This window comes from Streptococcus sp. 9.1(2021), assembly GCF_030466425.1.
Taxonomy (GTDB): domain Bacteria; phylum Bacillota; class Bacilli; order Lactobacillales; family Streptococcaceae; genus Streptococcus; species Streptococcus wuxiensis.
Window position 1 is genome coordinate 662,437 of the sequence record NZ_JAGQFU010000001.1, and the last position, 17,128, is coordinate 679,564.

Sequence of the window (17,128 nt, forward strand, 5' to 3'; positions counted from 1 at the left end):
AAAATATGAATCAAAATAACTTACAAACATTTATTGCAAAAAGAATAAGATACTTACGCCTTACAAAAGGATTAAGTCAAGAGAAACTATCTGAATTGGCAGGATTGGGTTCTAAACATATTCATAACATCGAAAATGAGAAATATAATTTTCAAATACAAACACTGAATAAAATTCTAACTGCTCTTGAAGTAGATGAAAGAACTTTTTTTAACTTTGATTTCCCAATCCAAAGTAAAGAAATTGAAAACATCATCAGTCAACTTGAACAGCTTCCAGAGCCACAAAAAACAGATATAATAGATGCAATATCGACTTTATTAAACAATATAAATAACCATTAAAAAAACGCAAATAAAAAGGACTCAGTTGAGTCCTTTTTTGTTTAGTTGTTTCGAAGTTTTTCCAAAGTCTCTCTAAAGATAGCTGGGATATCGGAAGTAAATTCCATAGTTTCACTAGTCCTTGGATGGGTAAAACCAAGAGTCTTGGCATGGAGAAATTGCCCATGTCCCTTTAGGGTTTTACGAGGACCGTATACCTCATCACCAGCGACAGGATGACCGATATAAGCCATGTGCACACGGATTTGATGGGTCCGTCCTGTTTCCAGTTGTAATTCCAGTAAGGTATAATCACCAAAGCGTTCCAAGACTTGGAAACGTGTCACTGCTGGTTTTCCTTTGGCAGTCACAGCTTGTTTCTTGCGGTCTTTTTCGCTACGACCAATCGGCGCCTCAATGACTCCACGGTCATTTGGAAGATTACCATGAACAATGGCCCAATATTTTCGAAGAGATTTCTTGTCTTTTAATTCTTGAGCTAGTGCTAAATGGGCATCATCGTTTTTAGCAATCATGAGAAGCCCTGATGTGTCCTTATCAATACGGTGGACAATTCCTGGACGCAGCACACCATTGATTCCTGATAAGTCTTTGATATGATACATAAGGGCATTCACCAAGGTACCACTGGTATGACCAGCACTTGGATGAACGACCATCCCTTGAGGTTTGTTGACTACTGCTACATCCTCATCTTGGTAAATGATTTCTAAAGGAATATCTTCAGCCACATACTCTAAAACTTCTGGTTCAGGAATTTGGTAAGTGATGACATCCCCCTCTTGGACCGTATACTTGGCTTTCTTAACCTGGCCGTTGACCAAGACTTGACCAGACTTGATTTGCTCATTGGCGAGACTACGAGACAATTCTGTCAAATCTGACAAAGCCTTATCTAAACGTAGTCCACCTGTTTCAATTTTTATTTCCATTCATTTCCTCTTTTAGCATTGCAAGCAATAACACAACGACCCCTACTGTCAGATAACTATCAGCCACATTGAATATGGCAAAATTGACAAAGTCTAAGTGAAACATATCCACGACAAATCCTTGGCTAATGCGATCAATGAAGTTTCCCAGACCACCTGCAATAATCAGAACCAATCCAAAGACTGTCCAGAGGGAATCTTCTATATGCTTGTGCAAATACCAGATAGCCCCTGCCATAACTACTAGAGTAATCACCGCAAAAAACCACTGTTGATCTTGAAGAATAGAAAAAGCTGCTCCCCTATTTTGCAGATAGGTTAAACTAACTAGATTTGGAATCCATGATTTGATTTCATCAAGAGCAATATTATTAACGACATAAGCCTTTACCAATTGATCTAATACAATCAAGGCAGCTATAATTCCTGCTACTATTCCTCTTTTTTTCATGCTTTCCTCTTCTGATCAAAATACTCTTGCATGACCTCTACAAATAAAGTCCCTGCTTGACTCAAGTCTACTTCCTCACGTTTCACATAAACCATGCGATTATTGAGATTATCATTTAGCGGAATAACGGTGATTCCGTTCACACTATCGCTATCTAAGAATCCAGAACCAGTCGCATAAGCATTTGTTCTTTCAAGAATTCCATTTAAAGTAGCGCGGTCTGTTACGTTAAACATCTGAGAGCTGGCACTTGTGTCCACAAAGTTTTCTGAGTAATAGAGATATTCATCCTTCTCTTGTGTGAAACGAACTGTTGGCAAATCAACTAAATCCTCCATAACCAACTCTTTTTTCTTGGCTAAAGGATGTCCTTCACGAAGATAGATATGCGTCTGGAAAGGAATCAACTCAATCACTTCAAGGCCTAATTTTTCAATCCGCTGCATGATACCTTTTTGGTTTTGATTGTTGAGGTAAATAATCCCAATCTCACTATGACCTTGGGCTACTTCATCCAAAATCTGAACAGTTGTAGATTCAAAAATACGGAAATTTTTATATTCAGGATATTGTTGTGAAAATGCTGTAATGGTTGGTGGCAAGAAATCATAGTGCTGGCTGGCTATTGAAAACTCATCCTTCTCCTCTTCAGGATTAGCATACTGATTTTGAAATACATCAAACCCTTTTACTAACTCTTGTGCCTTTTCATAAAATTCCATTCCTCGGCGAGTAAGAAAGGTACCCGAACTAGTTCTGCGGAAAATCTTGAATCCTAGCTCTTTCTCCAGATCTCTTACAGAAATAGATAGACTGGGTTGGCTAACGTACATTTTCTCAGCAGCTTCACGAAAAGTACCACTATTTGCAATAGCAACAACGTAGCGTAATTGTTGAATATTCATGATTTCTCCTTCGTTTTCTATCTTATCATTATACCATAAATAAAGCCTATCCAACAAAGGAAAATCATGAGACAGTTACTTCTAAAAAATGCAAACAAAAAAACACCTTTAAAGCTAGACCCAAAATCCAACTAAAAAGGAGTGTTCACAAATGCGATTATTTAGCTGCTGCGTAAAGCTCGTCTACTTTGTTCCAGTTGATAACTGAGAAGAAAGCTTTGATGTAGTCAGGACGAACGTTGCGGTATTTCACGTAGTAGGCATGTTCCCAAACGTCCAAGCCCAAGATTGGTTTTTTACCTTCTGAGATTGGTGTATCTTGGTTTGCTGTTGAAGTCACTTCAAGTTTACCTTCTTTGTTAACAACCAACCATGCCCATCCAGAACCGAAACGAGTAGTTGCTGCTGCAGTAAATGCTGCTTGGAATTCTTCGAACGAACCAAATGTTGCATCAATTGCTGCTGCAAGTTCTGCTGAAGGAGCTGTTTTTTCAGGAGTCATCAATTCCCAGAAAAGAGCGTGGTTCAAGTGTCCACCACCGTTGTTGATAAGCGCTTGGCGGATATCAGCTGGGATAGATTCTACGTCAGCAAGCAATGCTTCAAGGTCTTCACCAATTTCAGGGTGTTTTTCAAGAGCTGCGTTTGCGTTGTTGACATATGCTTGGTGATGTTTATCATGGTGCAAATGCATCGTTTCAGCATCAATATATGGTTCCAAGGCGTCGTAAGCGTATGGAAGATCTGGTAAGATAATAGCCATCTGTAATACCTCTTTTTCTTTCTATATAAAAATGATAACGCAAACAACCTTTTTTTTCAAGTTATTTGCTCAATTTGACTGGCTGGCAATCTGCAATAAAGCCTTCTCAAACAAGTACCCTTTTTCGTAAACACCAGTCTTAATTTGATAATCTGCCTGAATGAGATAACGAATAGAATCTTGTAGGAAATTCAGGGACAATCCTCGCGTGTCACGAAGGGCAAATTTGATTTGATAGGGATTCGGATTGCGACCAAGATAGTGACCCAAACTGCTAACCATCTGTGATTCTGTCTGACCAGACTCTTGCAATATTTTTACCTGTGTATAGAGTCTAAACTGCCCCAGCATAATGGCAATCAGTTTAATCTCATCTTCACCCTGTAAGGTCAAATCTTTAACTAAATCTCTTGCCTGATCAATTTTCTTAGTTAATATTAATTGGGTCAAATCAAAAATATTATCCTGCAAAGTCTTTGGAATTGCTTCAACAATATCTTCTTCTGTTATTAGACCACTATCCTTATAAGACTGTAAGAAGAGCAGGTTTTTCTGAATTTCACTGAATTGAAAACTAGATTTGATAAGCAACTGTTCAAAGGAATTTCCATCAAAAATAAGTCCTTGTTCCTGAGTCCACTTTTGAAAATAGGCTCGCAACTCTTGCTCTTTAGGTTCAAGAGCTTCAAAAACAGTTGCATCTCTCTTGAGCAATTTGACCAAACGTCTCTTGCTATCTAACTTGCCTTCAGCAAAGATTACTAATTTACTTGATGCTACAGGATTTTCCAGATAGTCTTCAAAGGCCTTGAGCTCATCATCAGTTAGATAGCGTTTTTTAGCAGTTGTAATATCGAGAAAATGATCTAAAATAACAATTTTTTCATCCGAAAAGAAAGGAAGACTGACCAGCTCAAGTTCCAAGCTATTGTAGTCTACTTCTTTCATGTCAAAATAAGCAAAATTCAAATCTGCAGGATCGTATCCGATTTGCTTTAGAACCTGAGTTTTCATGATGTCGTACTGTCCTTGATCAGCCCCTGTAAACAGGGTCAAACTAGGAAGGTTCGCTAAGGATAGCTTTCGACTTTCTTCTATGGCTAGCATTTATTCTCCTTTCTTTTTAATTTAGCTTCTGTTTAATCCATATAATTCAATTTTCCACGGAAATCCTCTAGGCTTTGGTATCCTTTTTCCGACATAATTTCTTTGAGTTCCTTTGTAATACGCTCAAAAGCACCCACACCTTCTTTGTGTAGGGTAGTTCCTACTTGTACCATGCTGGCACCACATAGAATATGTTCAAAGGCATCACGCCCCGTTAATACTCCACCAGTTCCGATGATTTGAATCTGAGGATTTAAGCGTTGATAAAAGGCATGAACGTTGGCAAGGGCAGTTGGTTTAATGTATTCTCCACCAATTCCACCAAAGCCGTTCTTAGGACGAATCACGACAGACTCGTCTTCTATATAAAGACCATTTCCAATAGAGTTGACACAGTTGACGAATTTGAGTGGATATTTATTAAAAATAGCTGCCGCTTGATCAAAATGTACAATATCAAAATAAGGTGGAAGCTTAATTCCTAGAGGTTTTGTAAAATACTCAAAGACTTCTGACAAGATACGGTCTGTTGTTTCAAAATCATAGGCAATCTGAGGTTTTCCTGGAACATTGGGACATGAGAGATTGAGTTCAGTTAGACCACGAAAATCACTTTCTTGCACCTTTTTTAAGATAGTATGAGTTTCCTCTGGAGACATTCCAACTAAAGATAGGAAGAAGGTACGATTTGGTTCCTTTTCTTGCAATTCCAAAAGGTAGTTCAAATAATAGTCTAAACCATTATTCGGTAGACCCATAGAGTTAATAGAACCAAGTGGAACATCTTGATAGCGTGGTTCAGGATTTCCCTGACGAAATTCCAAGGTTGCAGTCTTAGTGACAAAGGTTCCAGCTGCTGAATTTTTGACACCTTCCAATTCCTCAATTGTCATACAAGCAACACCTGCTGCATTCATCAAGCAATTATCAAACTCAAAACCAGCAATCTGCGTTTTCGTTGATACCATGATTCTATTCCTCCAAAATCCATTATTTCTTTATTATTATACCATACTTTGCAAGGAGCCTTTTAATAAAACTAACCCTATAAAAAGGTTTCTAATTCAGCTAATAAAACTAGCTTATTCAAATTGAAAGAATTTTTAGAAAATTTATGTTTTTTTCTTTACACTGAAAATTTTTTCTGCTATAATGTCTCATGTAATAAAATATGACAACAAAAAAAGGAGAACGATATGACATCTGCTAAAGAATATATCCAAAGCGTGTTTGAAACTGTAAAAGCTCGTAACGGGCATGAGGCTGAATTTCTCCAGGCGGTTGAAGAATTCTTCAGTACTTTGGAACCTGTCTTTGAAAAACACCCTGAGTATATTGAAGAAAACATCTTGGCACGTATCACTGAACCTGAGCGCGTAATTTCTTTCCGTGTTCCTTGGGTTGACCGTGATGGAAAAGTTCAAGTTAACCGTGGTTACCGTGTTCAATTTAACTCTGCTGTTGGACCATATAAAGGCGGACTTCGTTTCCACCCAACTGTAAATCAAGGGATCTTGAAATTCCTCGGCTTCGAACAAATCTTTAAAAACGTTTTGACTGGACTTCCAATCGGTGGAGGTAAAGGTGGATCAGACTTCGATCCTAAAGGCAAAACTGATGCTGAAGTGATGCGCTTCTGCCAAAGCTTCATGACTGAATTGCAAAAATACATCGGACCATCTCTTGACGTACCTGCTGGTGATATCGGTGTCGGTGGACGTGAAATTGGTTACCTTTACGGACAATACAAACGCCTCAACCAATTTGATGCTGGTGTCTTGACTGGTAAACCTCTTGGATTTGGTGGTAGCCTGATTCGTCCAGAAGCAACTGGTTATGGATTGGTTTACTACACTGAAGAAATGCTTAAAGCAAACGGCAACAGCTTTGCAGGTAAGAAAGTTGTTATTTCAGGTTCTGGTAACGTAGCTCAATACGCTCTTCAAAAAGCAACTGAACTTGGTGCAACTGTTATCTCTGTATCTGACTCAAATGGTTATGTCATTGATGAAAACGGAATCGATTTTGACCTTCTTACAGATGTGAAAAACAACCGTCGTGCTCGTTTGACTGAATACGCTGCAGAAAAACCAACTGCTACTTACCATGAAGGTTCTGTATGGACTTACTCAGGCAACTACGACATCGCCCTTCCATGTGCGACTCAAAATGAAATTGACGGTGATGCTGCAAAACGTTTGGTAGCTCAAGGTGTGAAAGTTGTCTCTGAAGGAGCAAACATGCCAAGTAACTTGGAAGCTATCCATGTTTACAAAGAAAATGGTGTCCTTTACGGACCTGCAAAAGCTGCCAATGCTGGTGGTGTTGCTGTATCTGCCCTTGAAATGAGCCAAAACAGTCTTCGCCTTTCATGGACACGTGAAGAAGTTGACGGACGTCTCAAAGACATCATGACAAACATCTTTAACACTGCTAAAACAACTGCAGAAACATACGGTCTTGGTACTGACTACCTTGCAGGTGCAAATATTGCAGCCTTTGAAAACGTAGCAAATGCTATGATTGCCCAAGGTATTGTTTAAAATGAATAACTAAAAACCCCAATCACTCCGACTGGGGTTTTTAGTTTCGCATTTAAGAGCTTTACATAATAAAAATAAGAGGCCCTATGGACCTCTTATTTTTTTGGATTCTTAAACAAGATTTTATTGAAGCTTACTCTTAATTTTTCTTCTTTTTAAGCAGATAAGCTGCAAGGCTAACTCCAGCAAGAGCTAAGATTAGGCTAAGAATAGATTCAGTCGAACCAGTATTTGGCAACTCAACTTTCTTTTTCGGTTCTTCAGTTGTTGTAGTTGGAGGAATACTTGGTTCATGTTTATTTGTAAGAACAACATTACCTTGACCGTCATCGGTTTTCGTCACTTGGTAACCTGTTGGAACATCTACTTCTTCCACCGTGTAGGTGATAGCTTTGCCCTTGACATTTTTGTCCAAATCCGCAAAGGTATGAGTCCACTTGTTCTCAGCTGACAACTCAATGACTTCACCAGATTTCTTACCATCCGCATAAAGTTGCACTTTCACACTCTTCGGACGAAGGCCATCTTTGTCCTCTTGGTCATCCCACTGTTTGGTTACAGAGAGGGTGGTCTTACCTGGAGTGTGCGTATTGGTAATAGTATAGCTTTCTTGGTCAATGCTTGGTGAATAATTTTCAACCTTTTCTTCTTGAAGGGTGTAGACGATTTCCTTGCCATCCTTAAACTTAGGAAGGCCAGTAAAGGTTTCTTTCCAATCGGTCTCGCTTGTAATATCTTTGCGAGCCACTTCTCCACCATTGGCCAGAAGCTTCACAGTGATTTTAGCCGGACGAAGACCATCTTGGTTGTCATTGTCCAACCAGATCTTAGTGACTGGAATATCCACCGTACTTGGAGCGTGCGTGTTGGTCAAGACGACATCGCCCTTCTCCTTGCTCTCTTCTGTTACGGTGTAACCTTCCGGAACATCCACTTCTTTCACAGAATAGTGAATGTCTTGTCCGTTTGCTTTTTCAGCAAGTTTCTCAAAGGTATGAGTCCATTTATTGTCTGCAGACAAGACAACTTCCTTGCCTAGCTTTTGATCACCCGCATACAATTGGACGCGAATTTCTTTTGGACGTAGACCATCTTGGTTATTAGCGTCATCCCATTTCTTAGTTACTTGGATCTGAGTGACATTTGGTTCATGCTTATTGGTCAAGACAAGATGTGCTGGATCTTTATCATCGATCGAAAGAGTATAGCCTTCTGGGACATTCTCTTCTTTTACAGTGTAGTTAAGAGCCTTACCAGCTACATTTACATCAAGGTTTTCAAAGGTTCCATGCCATTGATTAGCTTCTGACAATTCCAGAGTCTGGTCTGTAGGTGCACCATCCTTATAGAGTCTAACCGTAATTGATGCTGGACGAATACCATCTTGGTTGTTGGCATCATCCCATTTCTTAGTTACTTGAACTTTAGTCTTAGAAGGAGTGTGGGTATTCGTAATCACTACCTGACCTGGATTAGTTGCTTCAACCGTTTGAGTATAACCTTCTGGCACTTCTGTTTCTTTCACTGTATATTGAACAGCTTTGCCATCTTTTTTCTCATCCAATTCAGAGAAGGTGTAAGTCCATTTGTTATCTTCAGAGAGCTCTACTACTTTACCTAATTCTTGACCATCAGCATAGAGTTGAACCTTGATAGTCTTTGGACGAAGGCCGTCTTGGTTTTCTGCATCAGCCCATTTCTTAGTCATTGTTAAACTAGTTTTACCTGGTTTGTAAGTGTTTGTGATAGTTGTACCGTCGATGGTTGTTGTGTAGTTTGCTACAGTATCTTCTGTCACAGTGTAGATGATTTTTTGACCTTTTTTATAGACTGGTAGGTTTGTGAAGGTATGACTCCATGTTTCACCCTCACCAGAAACTGTTGCTGTTTGGACTTTCTCACCATTAGCTAAGAGATGAACTGTAATGCTGGCAGGACGGAGACCGTCTTGATTTTTAGCATCATCCCAAACTTTTTTCACAGTTACTTCTGTTGTTTCAGGAGTACGCTTATTGGTAATTGTTGCTTTTCCATCTACAAACTGAGCTTCTTCTTTATCAACTGTGTAATAAGTTGGTACTTTAACTTCTTTTACTGTATAGCTGATGAGGTTGCCATTACTATCTTTATCTGGAAGATTGCTAAAGGTTACTTTCCAGTCACTTCCTGCTGAAAGTGCTACTGGATTCCCTTCTGCTTTTCCATTTTTGTACAATTGGAACTCGATGGATTCAGGACGAAGACCTTCTACGTTGTCTTGGTCATCCCAAACTTTAGTCGCTTCTAGATTGAGATATTTGATATCATTCTCATTTGTGATTAGTTTTGGTGAAGCTTTTGAACCAATAGCTTCTCCGTCAATTGTGACATGATAGATTTGTTGATCTGCATCGTAGGTCACCACGACTGCATGTTCAGTCTCATCCAACTTATAATTAGTTGGTGCTTTAGTTTCTTTAAGAGTATAAGTTCCTTCTGTTAAGGTTGTAAAAGCAACATTTCCATCCTTATCAGAAACTTGGGTCGCAAGGACTGCACCACTAGCATCCAATAGATTGAACTCAGCACCAGCTAATCCTTTGCTAGTATCGTCTTTATCAACCTTCTTCACATGGAAGCTAGCGCCAAAAATTTGAGAAGTTACTGTATTTGACTCACGGTTTCCTTCATGGCCTTTAGCCTTGTAACCAAATTGGTTATGGGCTTGCACGACACCAGAACGGCCACCATTGTCTTTGTTATCTTCTGTTCGGTCTAGCATCAATTGCTTAACTTGGTCTGTCAATTCACTTGGATTGACAACAGGTACAGCAATATCTACTTGACTACGAGCACCAATAGTGGTTCCTTCATTAGCGACAATCTTAATTCCTGTTACTTGACTGTAGTCTGTAACATCTTTTGACCAAATATCTTTATCTGCAGCTTGTGCCATGGTACTAGATGTAACTGTGGTATCTGTTGTGTAGTATGCTGTCCATCCTTCTGGCGCAGTGATAGGACCGCGAAGACTTACAGTGTATTCTGTCTTACGGGCTGAAGCATCAAGTGTATTGACATCACCTACTTTTGGAAGGGCATCAAAAATAACAGTATTTTCAACAGGAGTATCTGTATTATTTTTGATTGTTAATTTATAATTAAAGGTTTCCCCTGGTTTAAAGGTACGAGTCACTGTTGATGCATCAGATAAGTCGTCATTCTTGGCAATAAACTTACGAGAATATACACCTTCAGCAGCAACAATGGTATAGTTTGATTCTGCATGTGGGATTTTATCCGTTGTAGAACCATTGTTATTTAAATCAAAGTTATCTACTGCAACTTTATTAGGGTTAGCAGTTTCTAAATCCCAAAGTCCTTCTCCTGCCATATAGATATGGTTGGTAAAGATTCCACCGTCATCCTTACCTTTAAGCTTAGTATAGATAAATGGTAAACGAACTTGACCACCAGTCTCTAGAGAGCGTTTGATAAATTCCTTCTGATCCAAGTGGAAAATCAAGGCAGAACGTCCAGAGTTGTGGTAGTTTTCGATGACCTCATAGGATTTATACCAAGGGCTATAATAGCGACCGTTCTTATCAAAATATTGATCTAAGTTATTGAAGTCGATATCCAGCGTATTTGGATCAAAGAGGTCAATGACTCGCAAGTCTTTGTAGTCCTTACCTGGATCCAAACGCACATTCTCCGCAGATAGAGCAAAACGAATAGTTTTCCCATCTGTGAACTGGACATTGTTATAATCAGTATTTTTAGTTAGTTCAACATTTTCTGTCAATGGAAGAAGCTTAAATTTCCATTTAGCAGATTGATCTCTATCTGCGCCTGATTGAGTTTTATAAGTAATGCGACCAGTATTTTCATAGACATTCTTGGTCTCATCATTCTCGTCGTATTGAGTTTTTTCTGGATCTTTGAAGGCTGTGTAGGTAGTAATAAAAATCCCTTGACCTGATGGAAGCTCAAAATCATCTTTCATCTCCAGCTTCCAGCCAACGACCGTTCCATATTTGGTCAAATCAGTACTTCCAAATCCATCCTTGTCTGCCTCTGGTTGGATTTCTTTGGTCGAACCATCTTCCATTGTAAGGATGATGCGTTTTACATATTGATTGATCAAAGGTCCATTTCCATAGTTCCCAATCATCATGCGAGTATATTCTATCTTAGTGAACTTCAAACGAGAGTCTACTTGCTCGTCATAAAAGACAAGGTTTTTCTGAGCAAATGGTGTGATGTTATTGTATTTCAAGAGCCATTTGTAGTTGGCTGCCTTGTAGTCGGTCGAGTCGTAAACATTTCCTTCTGCTTGTTTCGCAAAAGATCCTTTTCCTTCCAAGTCACGAGAGGTTAATCGGAAGATGAGAGAGTCTTCAGCCGTTACATCAGGTTCTCCCTCCCCACGTTCCGCAGGAACCCCCACGACAGTTGCAGTATTAGTCAAGTCTTTCACTAAGACATCCTCTAGGGTTTGGTCTTTCTCCATGACCAAATCAGGGAACTTCAAGTACAAGAAACTCTTGTCTTGAATCTTTTGCATCAAATCTCCGTGGTAACTTTGAACATTTTTATTTTCATCAGCCACAAAAGTTTTTGAAACTGTGCCATCCCCATTGTCGACCCAGCCTTCTGATTTTTCTATATCTAGAACCGCTGTACGAGTTTTTCCATCTTTGTCCGTATAGGTTGGCAGCTTATCTGTGATCGTTGCAGATTCCAACTGACGATAGCTACCATTGTACTGTCCACGCATTCCATCTAACAAGAAGGCAAACGGAACTGAGGTAGTTTTTTCAATGTACTTTTTGCCATCTGCTCCAGTTACAATCCCTGGAGATGCTTCCGCATAGTCTCTAGACATCGTCGCATTATAGTTCTGATTGACAAACTTGGTCAAGGTATAATCCTTGTATTGAGGCTTCCAAGTGATACTATTTAAAGCAGTCTCAGCACCATTGATATTGAGCGTCCCTGTAATATCCATCAAGTAGTTGGTAGGAGGGAATCCTAACTTAAACTTGGCGATGAATGGCAGGGTCAAGACTTCAGATTTTTGGTAGTTCGTAAAATGTAGAGTTACATGGTAGTCATCTCCTACCTTGGTCACAGCTGGTGCATCATGTTGCGAACTACTATTGAAATCGGGAATATTAACCTCATCCAGGTATTTCCCTGGTAACACTAGATTCACAGCAACATCATCAAGGTCTGTTGTCAAATTTTTAGGTGTAATCTGGATGTACCCAGACATAGTGTCACCTGTACTATAGGCCATCCCACCAGGATGGTCTTGTTTATCGCCATACAATAGACTAACATCTAAGGCACCATTATCTCCGACCGCTAGTTCTTTAGCCAGAACTGATACAGTTCCTTGGCTCATTTGTCCTAGCATCATCAATATGGTGAATAGGGCAAAACCTTTCCTCAAAAAGGTTTTCCATAAGGACTTTCTCCTTTTCATTTTTCTTCTCCTTTATATTAATTGAAACACAATGGCTCAAATTAATTTTATCACAACTTATAAAAATAATCTACGAATTTATACATTTTTTCTCCCTATGTACATTTTTTTATATTTCTGTGTTTTGGAATCATCATATTTTTAGTAATTATTTCACCATAGGATAGATTGGATTCATTTACTACTAAAGAAATGACCGTTATTTTCTAATTAGTTATGAAGAGAATATTTCTAATAACCTCTAATAAATAAAAAATCTACCAAAATTGGTAGATTTTCTGTTTATAGTTTACCTGCTACTGCATCCAATAATTCTTGGATTTTCGCTTGGTTGCTTCCTCCTGCCATGGCCATGTCTGGTTTACCACCACCACGTCCATCAACGATTGGAGCTAATTCTTTAACCAAGTTACCTGCGTGGATGTCTTTTGTCTTGCTAGCTACAAGAAGGTTGACCTTGTCACCGATGGCTGCGACAAGAACAAGGACGTCTGAGTAGTCTTTTTGCTTCCAGTTATCTGCAAAGGTACGAAGAGCACCTGCATCTGAAACAGAAACTTGACTCGCAATGTAACGGTGGCCATTTGCTTCCTTAACGTCTTTGAAGACATCACCTGCCGCTGCTGCTGCCGCTTTTTCCTTCAATTCTGCATTTTCTTTTTGTAATTGACGGAGTTGTTCTTGAAGTCCTTCAACCTTATGAGGTACTTCTTTGAGTTGAGGTGCTTTCAAGGTTGCTGCGACTGCTTTCAGTGCATCTTCTTGTTCACGATAAGCTTCGAAGGCTTCCTTACCAGTCACTGCCAAGATACGACGAGTTCCTGATCCGATTCCTTCTTCCTTAACAATCTTGAAGAGACCAATTTCAGAAGTGTTACCTACGTGAGTACCACCACAAAGTTCAACTGAGTAGTCACCAATGGTCACAACACGGACTTCTTTACCGTATTTCTCACCAAAGAGGGCCATAGCTCCCATTTCTTTGGCTGTGTCAATGTCTGTCTCAACAGTTTCCACTGCGATGGCTTCCCAGATCTTCTCATTGACTTGTTGCTCAATAGCGCGTAATTCTTCAGGAGTGACAGCTTGGAAGTGAGTGAAGTCAAAGCGAAGGAATTCTACTTCATTCAGAGATCCTGCTTGAGTAGCATGGTGGCCAAGGATATTATGAAGAGCTGCATGGAGCAAGTGAGTGGCTGTGTGGTTCTTCATGACACGATGACGACGATTGCTATCGATAGCCAAAGTGTATTCTTGGTTTAAAGCAAGAGGAGCAAGAACTTCAACGGTATGCAATGCTTGTCCGTTTGGTGCTTTTTGAACGTCTGTCACAGTCGCTACGACATTTCCTGCAGCATCCAAGATTTGACCATGGTCAGCTACTTGTCCCCCCATTTCAGCGTAAAATGGAGTTTCTGCAAAGATCAGTGATGCAGTTCCTTCTGAAACAGCTTCTACTTCCGCATTGTCCGCTACGATAGCCACTAATTTTGAAGGTAATTGGCTGGCATTGTAGTTGAAGACACTCTCTACAGTGATGTTTTGAAGGGTTTCATTTTGCATCCCCATGGATCCGCCTTTAACAGCTGATGCACGCGCACGTTCTTGTTGCTCTTTCATGGCTGCTTCAAAGCCTTCACGGTCTACAGTCATTCCTGCTTCTTCAGCGATTTCTTCTGTCAACTCTACTGGGAATCCGTATGTATCATAGAGTTTGAAGACATCTTGTCCAGCGATAACTGTTTGGCCTTTTTCTTTCAAGTCTGCTACGATTGTTTCTGCAAAATGCTGACCTGAGTGAAGGGTACGAGCAAATGACTCTTCTTCGCTCTTGACGATTTTCTCGATAAAGTCACGTTTTTCAAGCACTTCTGGGTAGTAACTTTCCATGATTTTTCCAACAGTTGGAACGAGTTTGTAAAGGAAAGGCTCGTTGATGCCCAATTTTTGACCATGCATAGAGGCACGACGGAGCAAACGACGGAGGACATAACCACGACCTTCATTTCCAGGAAGAGCACCATCCCCAATCGCAAATGAAAGAGAACGGATGTGGTCAGCGATGACCTTAAAGCTCATGTTGTCGCCATCTTGGTCATAGACCTTACCAGACAATTTCTCCACTTCACGGATGATTGGCATGAAGAGGTCAGTTTCAAAGTTGGTCTTAGCACCTTGGATAACGGCTACCAAACGCTCCAAACCAGCGCCCGTATCAATGTTCTTGTGTGGCAATTCCTTGTATTCGCTACGAGGAACTGCTGGGTCAGCGTTAAATTGTGACAAGACAATGTTCCAGATTTCGATGTAACGGTCATTTTCGATATCTTCTGCAAGCAGACGGAGACCGATGTTTTCTGGGTCAAAGGCTTCTCCACGGTCAAAGAAGATTTCTGTATCAGGTCCAGAAGGTCCCGCACCGATTTCCCAGAAGTTGTCTTCGATTGGGATCAAATGACTTGGATCTACTCCCACTTCAATCCAGCGGTTGTATGAATCCTTGTCAGCTGGATAATAAGTCATGTAAAGTTTGTCTTTAGGGAAGTCAAACCACTCAGGACTTGTCAAAAGCTCATATGCCCATGTAATTGCTTCGTCACGGAAGTAATCCCCGATTGAGAAGTTCCCCAACATTTCAAACATAGTATGGTGACGGGCAGTCTTCCCTACGTTTTCGATGTCGTTAGTACGGATGGCTTTTTGGGCATTGGTAATACGTGGATTTTCAGGGATAATAGTCCCATCAAAGTATTTCTTAAGGGTTGCAACCCCTGAATTGATCCACAAAAGTGTTGGGTCGTTTACTGGAACCAAGCTAACGGATGGTTCTACTGAGTGGCCTTTTGTAGCCCAGAAATCAAGCCACATTTGGCGGACTTGTGCACTAGATAATTGTTTCATATGTATCTCCTTTTTACTAATTTGATTGGCTTTCTAGCATTTCTACATAGTCGATAGAGACACAGAGGGAAATGACTAGGTCTGCATAAGATTCGTCATAGACTGTTACAGTATAGGTAGAGGTTAAATGGAAAAGTTCCTTGGTAATCTCAGCAATCACTTGGTCACGATCATCCAGCAATTTAAAATTCAAATCCCAGACATTTCCTTCGATGCGAAGGCCGAGATTGTCAAACTCATAATTATCCTTCCAGAAAGTCAACTTCTTCCGAATATAAAAATGATTGCCGTTACTCAGTTGAATTTCAAAACGAGGTAGAAAAGTTAAGACTTCCTTACTAATCTCACTGACCTGTTCACCAGCAATATCATAGATGGTAAAGGTCTTCGGAATCTTTAAAAATGAACCTTCAACCTGATAGGCAACATTGCCCAACTCATCCTTGATATCAAAGCGTTCACCACCTAGGCGAAATTTTTGTTTGACAAGAAATGTTCTCATAAACACCTCCAAAAATAAAAGACAAATCCATATCACGAAGGGCGAAAAACCGCGGTACCACCTTCATTCAATGAACTTGTCATTCTTTCGTTCTTATGCAATTGTTAGATTGAGTAGCATGATTTTCTATCTTAGATGGCTCGCAGCACCGCCAATTCTCTGAACTAAGATGGAGAGAAAATCAATTCTCAACTCTAGTATTATACCGTTTTGATAGAAATTAGTCAAGTTTTATAATTTTATCGGTACTACACCAAGTAATAGATTCTGAAGCTTATATAGTAATCGTCTCTCCTACAGATAGGACTGTATAATTGGAAGCTTCAACTTCTGTTTTTGTCGTCTGGTAATGACTATAATCATCAATATGAATTGGATAGATATTTTGGGGCTGGAGTATAGTTTCTAATTGCTGTAACATCTTTAAATTCATTGTGAATGGACCACCAAATGAATCAGATTTAACGGCTCCAAGATTTGCAAAAATAGCATCACTTTTTTGGGGAACAAAATCTGTTACCCTTGGATATAAAATCGTGTCACCTGTAAAGTAGATTATTTTAGTTTGCAAAGGATTTGTGATTGTTATTTGATATCCATTAACCTTTCCAACTATTTTTTGCATTATATAATTACTCGCATGATAAGACGGTACAGCTTTAATGGCAATTTGATATTCATCAACTGAAAACAACTGCTCTTCTCCCCAATTTAAAACTATACTTTTTAAACATGACAAATCTTTTGTGATTTTTCTGTTGGGAGTAATTACAGTTTTATCCTTCAGGTATCCTTTGCCAACTTCATCTAAATGGTCTTGGTGACCATGAGTTATTAACCAAATATTAACATTATCAAGTAACTTCTTGTCGTTATTGACATCAGTTTGTTTTTTAGATACAAAACCATTAAATTGAACTAAAGTACCTTTAGGGGATAAGTCAGGGTCAATTCCTATATAAAATTTGTCATCTACAGAAATGACTCCACATGCAACTCCACAATAAGTAAACGAAATAGACATAATACTCCTACAAATACTACCCTAATCACTTTTTCTATGAAAAGATAGATTCCTTATGATTAGAAAATTATAACACGATTCACAAATTATTACTACTTAACACTTGTAACAATAATAAAACCTAGCTATAGAAACTTTACTAGTTACTCATAGCTAGGTTTTGTTCTACTTTAATTGAAATTTTTT

12 protein-coding genes are annotated in these 17,128 nt (G+C 39.4%); 2 read left to right on the forward strand and 10 right to left on the reverse strand.

Features of this window, described 5'->3' with window-relative positions; genetic code table 11:
* Positions 1 to 5 precede the first annotated feature (5 nt).
* Positions 6 to 344, forward strand: coding sequence for a helix-turn-helix domain-containing protein (locus tag KBU52_RS03255; RefSeq protein WP_254724300.1), 339 nt, complete (start codon positions 6 to 8; stop codon positions 342 to 344).
* A gap of 41 nt (positions 345 to 385) precedes the next feature.
* Here the strand turns inward: KBU52_RS03255 and KBU52_RS03260 are convergent, their stop codons facing one another.
* From KBU52_RS03260 to KBU52_RS03285, 6 genes are all read right to left on the reverse strand, one after another.
* A complete protein-coding gene (locus KBU52_RS03260) occupies positions 386 to 1,276 on the reverse strand; it encodes an RluA family pseudouridine synthase (RefSeq protein WP_254724301.1) in 891 nt (296 codons plus the stop codon).
* A complete protein-coding gene (gene lspA, locus KBU52_RS03265; protein ID WP_254724302.1) occupies positions 1,260 to 1,727 on the reverse strand; it encodes a signal peptidase II in 468 nt (155 codons plus the stop codon). The genes KBU52_RS03260 and lspA overlap by 17 nt, the downstream gene beginning before the upstream one ends.
* Positions 1,724 to 2,632, reverse strand: a complete 909-nt coding sequence (locus KBU52_RS03270; RefSeq protein WP_254724303.1) for a LysR family transcriptional regulator — start codon at positions 2,630 to 2,632, stop codon at positions 1,724 to 1,726. Before KBU52_RS03270 ends, lspA begins: the two co-directional genes overlap by 4 nt.
* A gap of 157 nt (positions 2,633 to 2,789) precedes the next feature.
* Complete coding sequence (gene sodA, locus KBU52_RS03275; RefSeq protein WP_000974725.1) at positions 2,790 to 3,395, reverse strand: superoxide dismutase SodA; 606 nt, start codon at positions 3,393 to 3,395, stop codon at positions 2,790 to 2,792.
* 69 nt (positions 3,396 to 3,464) lie between these two features.
* Positions 3,465 to 4,502, reverse strand: coding sequence for a DNA polymerase III subunit delta (gene holA / locus KBU52_RS03280; protein WP_254724304.1), 1,038 nt, complete (start codon positions 4,500 to 4,502; stop codon positions 3,465 to 3,467).
* Positions 4,503 to 4,534: 32 nt separating this feature from the next.
* Positions 4,535 to 5,470 carry a dihydroorotate oxidase gene (locus KBU52_RS03285; RefSeq protein WP_254724305.1) on the reverse strand — a complete coding sequence of 312 codons (936 nt, stop codon included), beginning with the start codon at positions 5,468 to 5,470 and terminating at the stop codon, positions 4,535 to 4,537.
* Positions 5,471 to 5,698: 228 nt separating this feature from the next.
* On the opposite strand from KBU52_RS03285, the gene gdhA reads away from it, so the two are divergent.
* A complete protein-coding gene (gene gdhA, locus KBU52_RS03290; protein ID WP_049494576.1) occupies positions 5,699 to 7,045 on the forward strand; it encodes an NADP-specific glutamate dehydrogenase in 1,347 nt (448 codons plus the stop codon).
* A gap of 139 nt (positions 7,046 to 7,184) precedes the next feature.
* On the opposite strand, the gene KBU52_RS03295 is transcribed toward gdhA, so the two are convergent.
* From KBU52_RS03295 to KBU52_RS03310, 4 genes are all read right to left on the reverse strand, one after another.
* Complete coding sequence (locus tag KBU52_RS03295; protein ID WP_254724306.1) at positions 7,185 to 12,515, reverse strand: Cna B-type domain-containing protein; 5,331 nt, start codon at positions 12,513 to 12,515, stop codon at positions 7,185 to 7,187.
* 282 nt (positions 12,516 to 12,797) lie between these two features.
* The gene (alaS, locus tag KBU52_RS03300) at positions 12,798 to 15,416 is read right to left on the reverse strand and encodes an alanine--tRNA ligase (protein ID WP_254724307.1); all 2,619 of its coding nucleotides are present in this window, start codon (positions 15,414 to 15,416) and stop codon (positions 12,798 to 12,800) included.
* Positions 15,417 to 15,432: 16 nt separating this feature from the next.
* Entirely contained in the window at positions 15,433 to 15,918 is a 486-nt protein-coding gene (locus KBU52_RS03305; protein WP_254724308.1) for an LURP-one-related/scramblase family protein, read from the reverse strand.
* A 274-nt stretch (positions 15,919 to 16,192) separates the two neighbouring features.
* Positions 16,193 to 16,942, reverse strand: coding sequence for an MBL fold metallo-hydrolase (locus KBU52_RS03310; protein WP_254724309.1), 750 nt, complete (start codon positions 16,940 to 16,942; stop codon positions 16,193 to 16,195).
* Positions 16,943 to 17,128: the final 186 nt, after the last annotated feature.

Excerpts from the sequence above, each read along its gene's own strand:
- KBU52_RS03310 (WP_254724309.1), bottom strand. The coding sequence starts at position 16,942 with ATGTCTATTTCGTTTACTTATTGTGGAGTTGCATGTGGAGTCATTTCT.
- sodA (WP_000974725.1), bottom strand. The coding sequence starts at position 3,395 with ATGGCTATTATCTTACCAGATCTTCCATACGCTTACGACGCCTTGGAA.
- KBU52_RS03255 (WP_254724300.1), top strand. The coding sequence starts at position 6 with ATGAATCAAAATAACTTACAAACATTTATTGCAAAAAGAATAAGATAC.
- gdhA (WP_049494576.1), top strand. The coding sequence starts at position 5,699 with ATGACATCTGCTAAAGAATATATCCAAAGCGTGTTTGAAACTGTAAAA.
- holA (WP_254724304.1), bottom strand. The coding sequence starts at position 4,502 with ATGCTAGCCATAGAAGAAAGTCGAAAGCTATCCTTAGCGAACCTTCCT.
- KBU52_RS03270 (WP_254724303.1), bottom strand. The coding sequence starts at position 2,632 with ATGAATATTCAACAATTACGCTACGTTGTTGCTATTGCAAATAGTGGT.
- KBU52_RS03305 (WP_254724308.1), bottom strand. The coding sequence starts at position 15,918 with ATGAGAACATTTCTTGTCAAACAAAAATTTCGCCTAGGTGGTGAACGC.
- KBU52_RS03285 (WP_254724305.1), bottom strand. The coding sequence starts at position 5,470 with ATGGTATCAACGAAAACGCAGATTGCTGGTTTTGAGTTTGATAATTGC.
- KBU52_RS03260 (WP_254724301.1), bottom strand. The coding sequence starts at position 1,276 with ATGGAAATAAAAATTGAAACAGGTGGACTACGTTTAGATAAGGCTTTG.
- lspA (WP_254724302.1), bottom strand. The coding sequence starts at position 1,727 with ATGAAAAAAAGAGGAATAGTAGCAGGAATTATAGCTGCCTTGATTGTA.
- alaS (WP_254724307.1), bottom strand. The coding sequence starts at position 15,416 with ATGAAACAATTATCTAGTGCACAAGTCCGCCAAATGTGGCTTGATTTC.
- KBU52_RS03295 (WP_254724306.1), bottom strand. The coding sequence starts at position 12,515 with ATGAAAAGGAGAAAGTCCTTATGGAAAACCTTTTTGAGGAAAGGTTTT.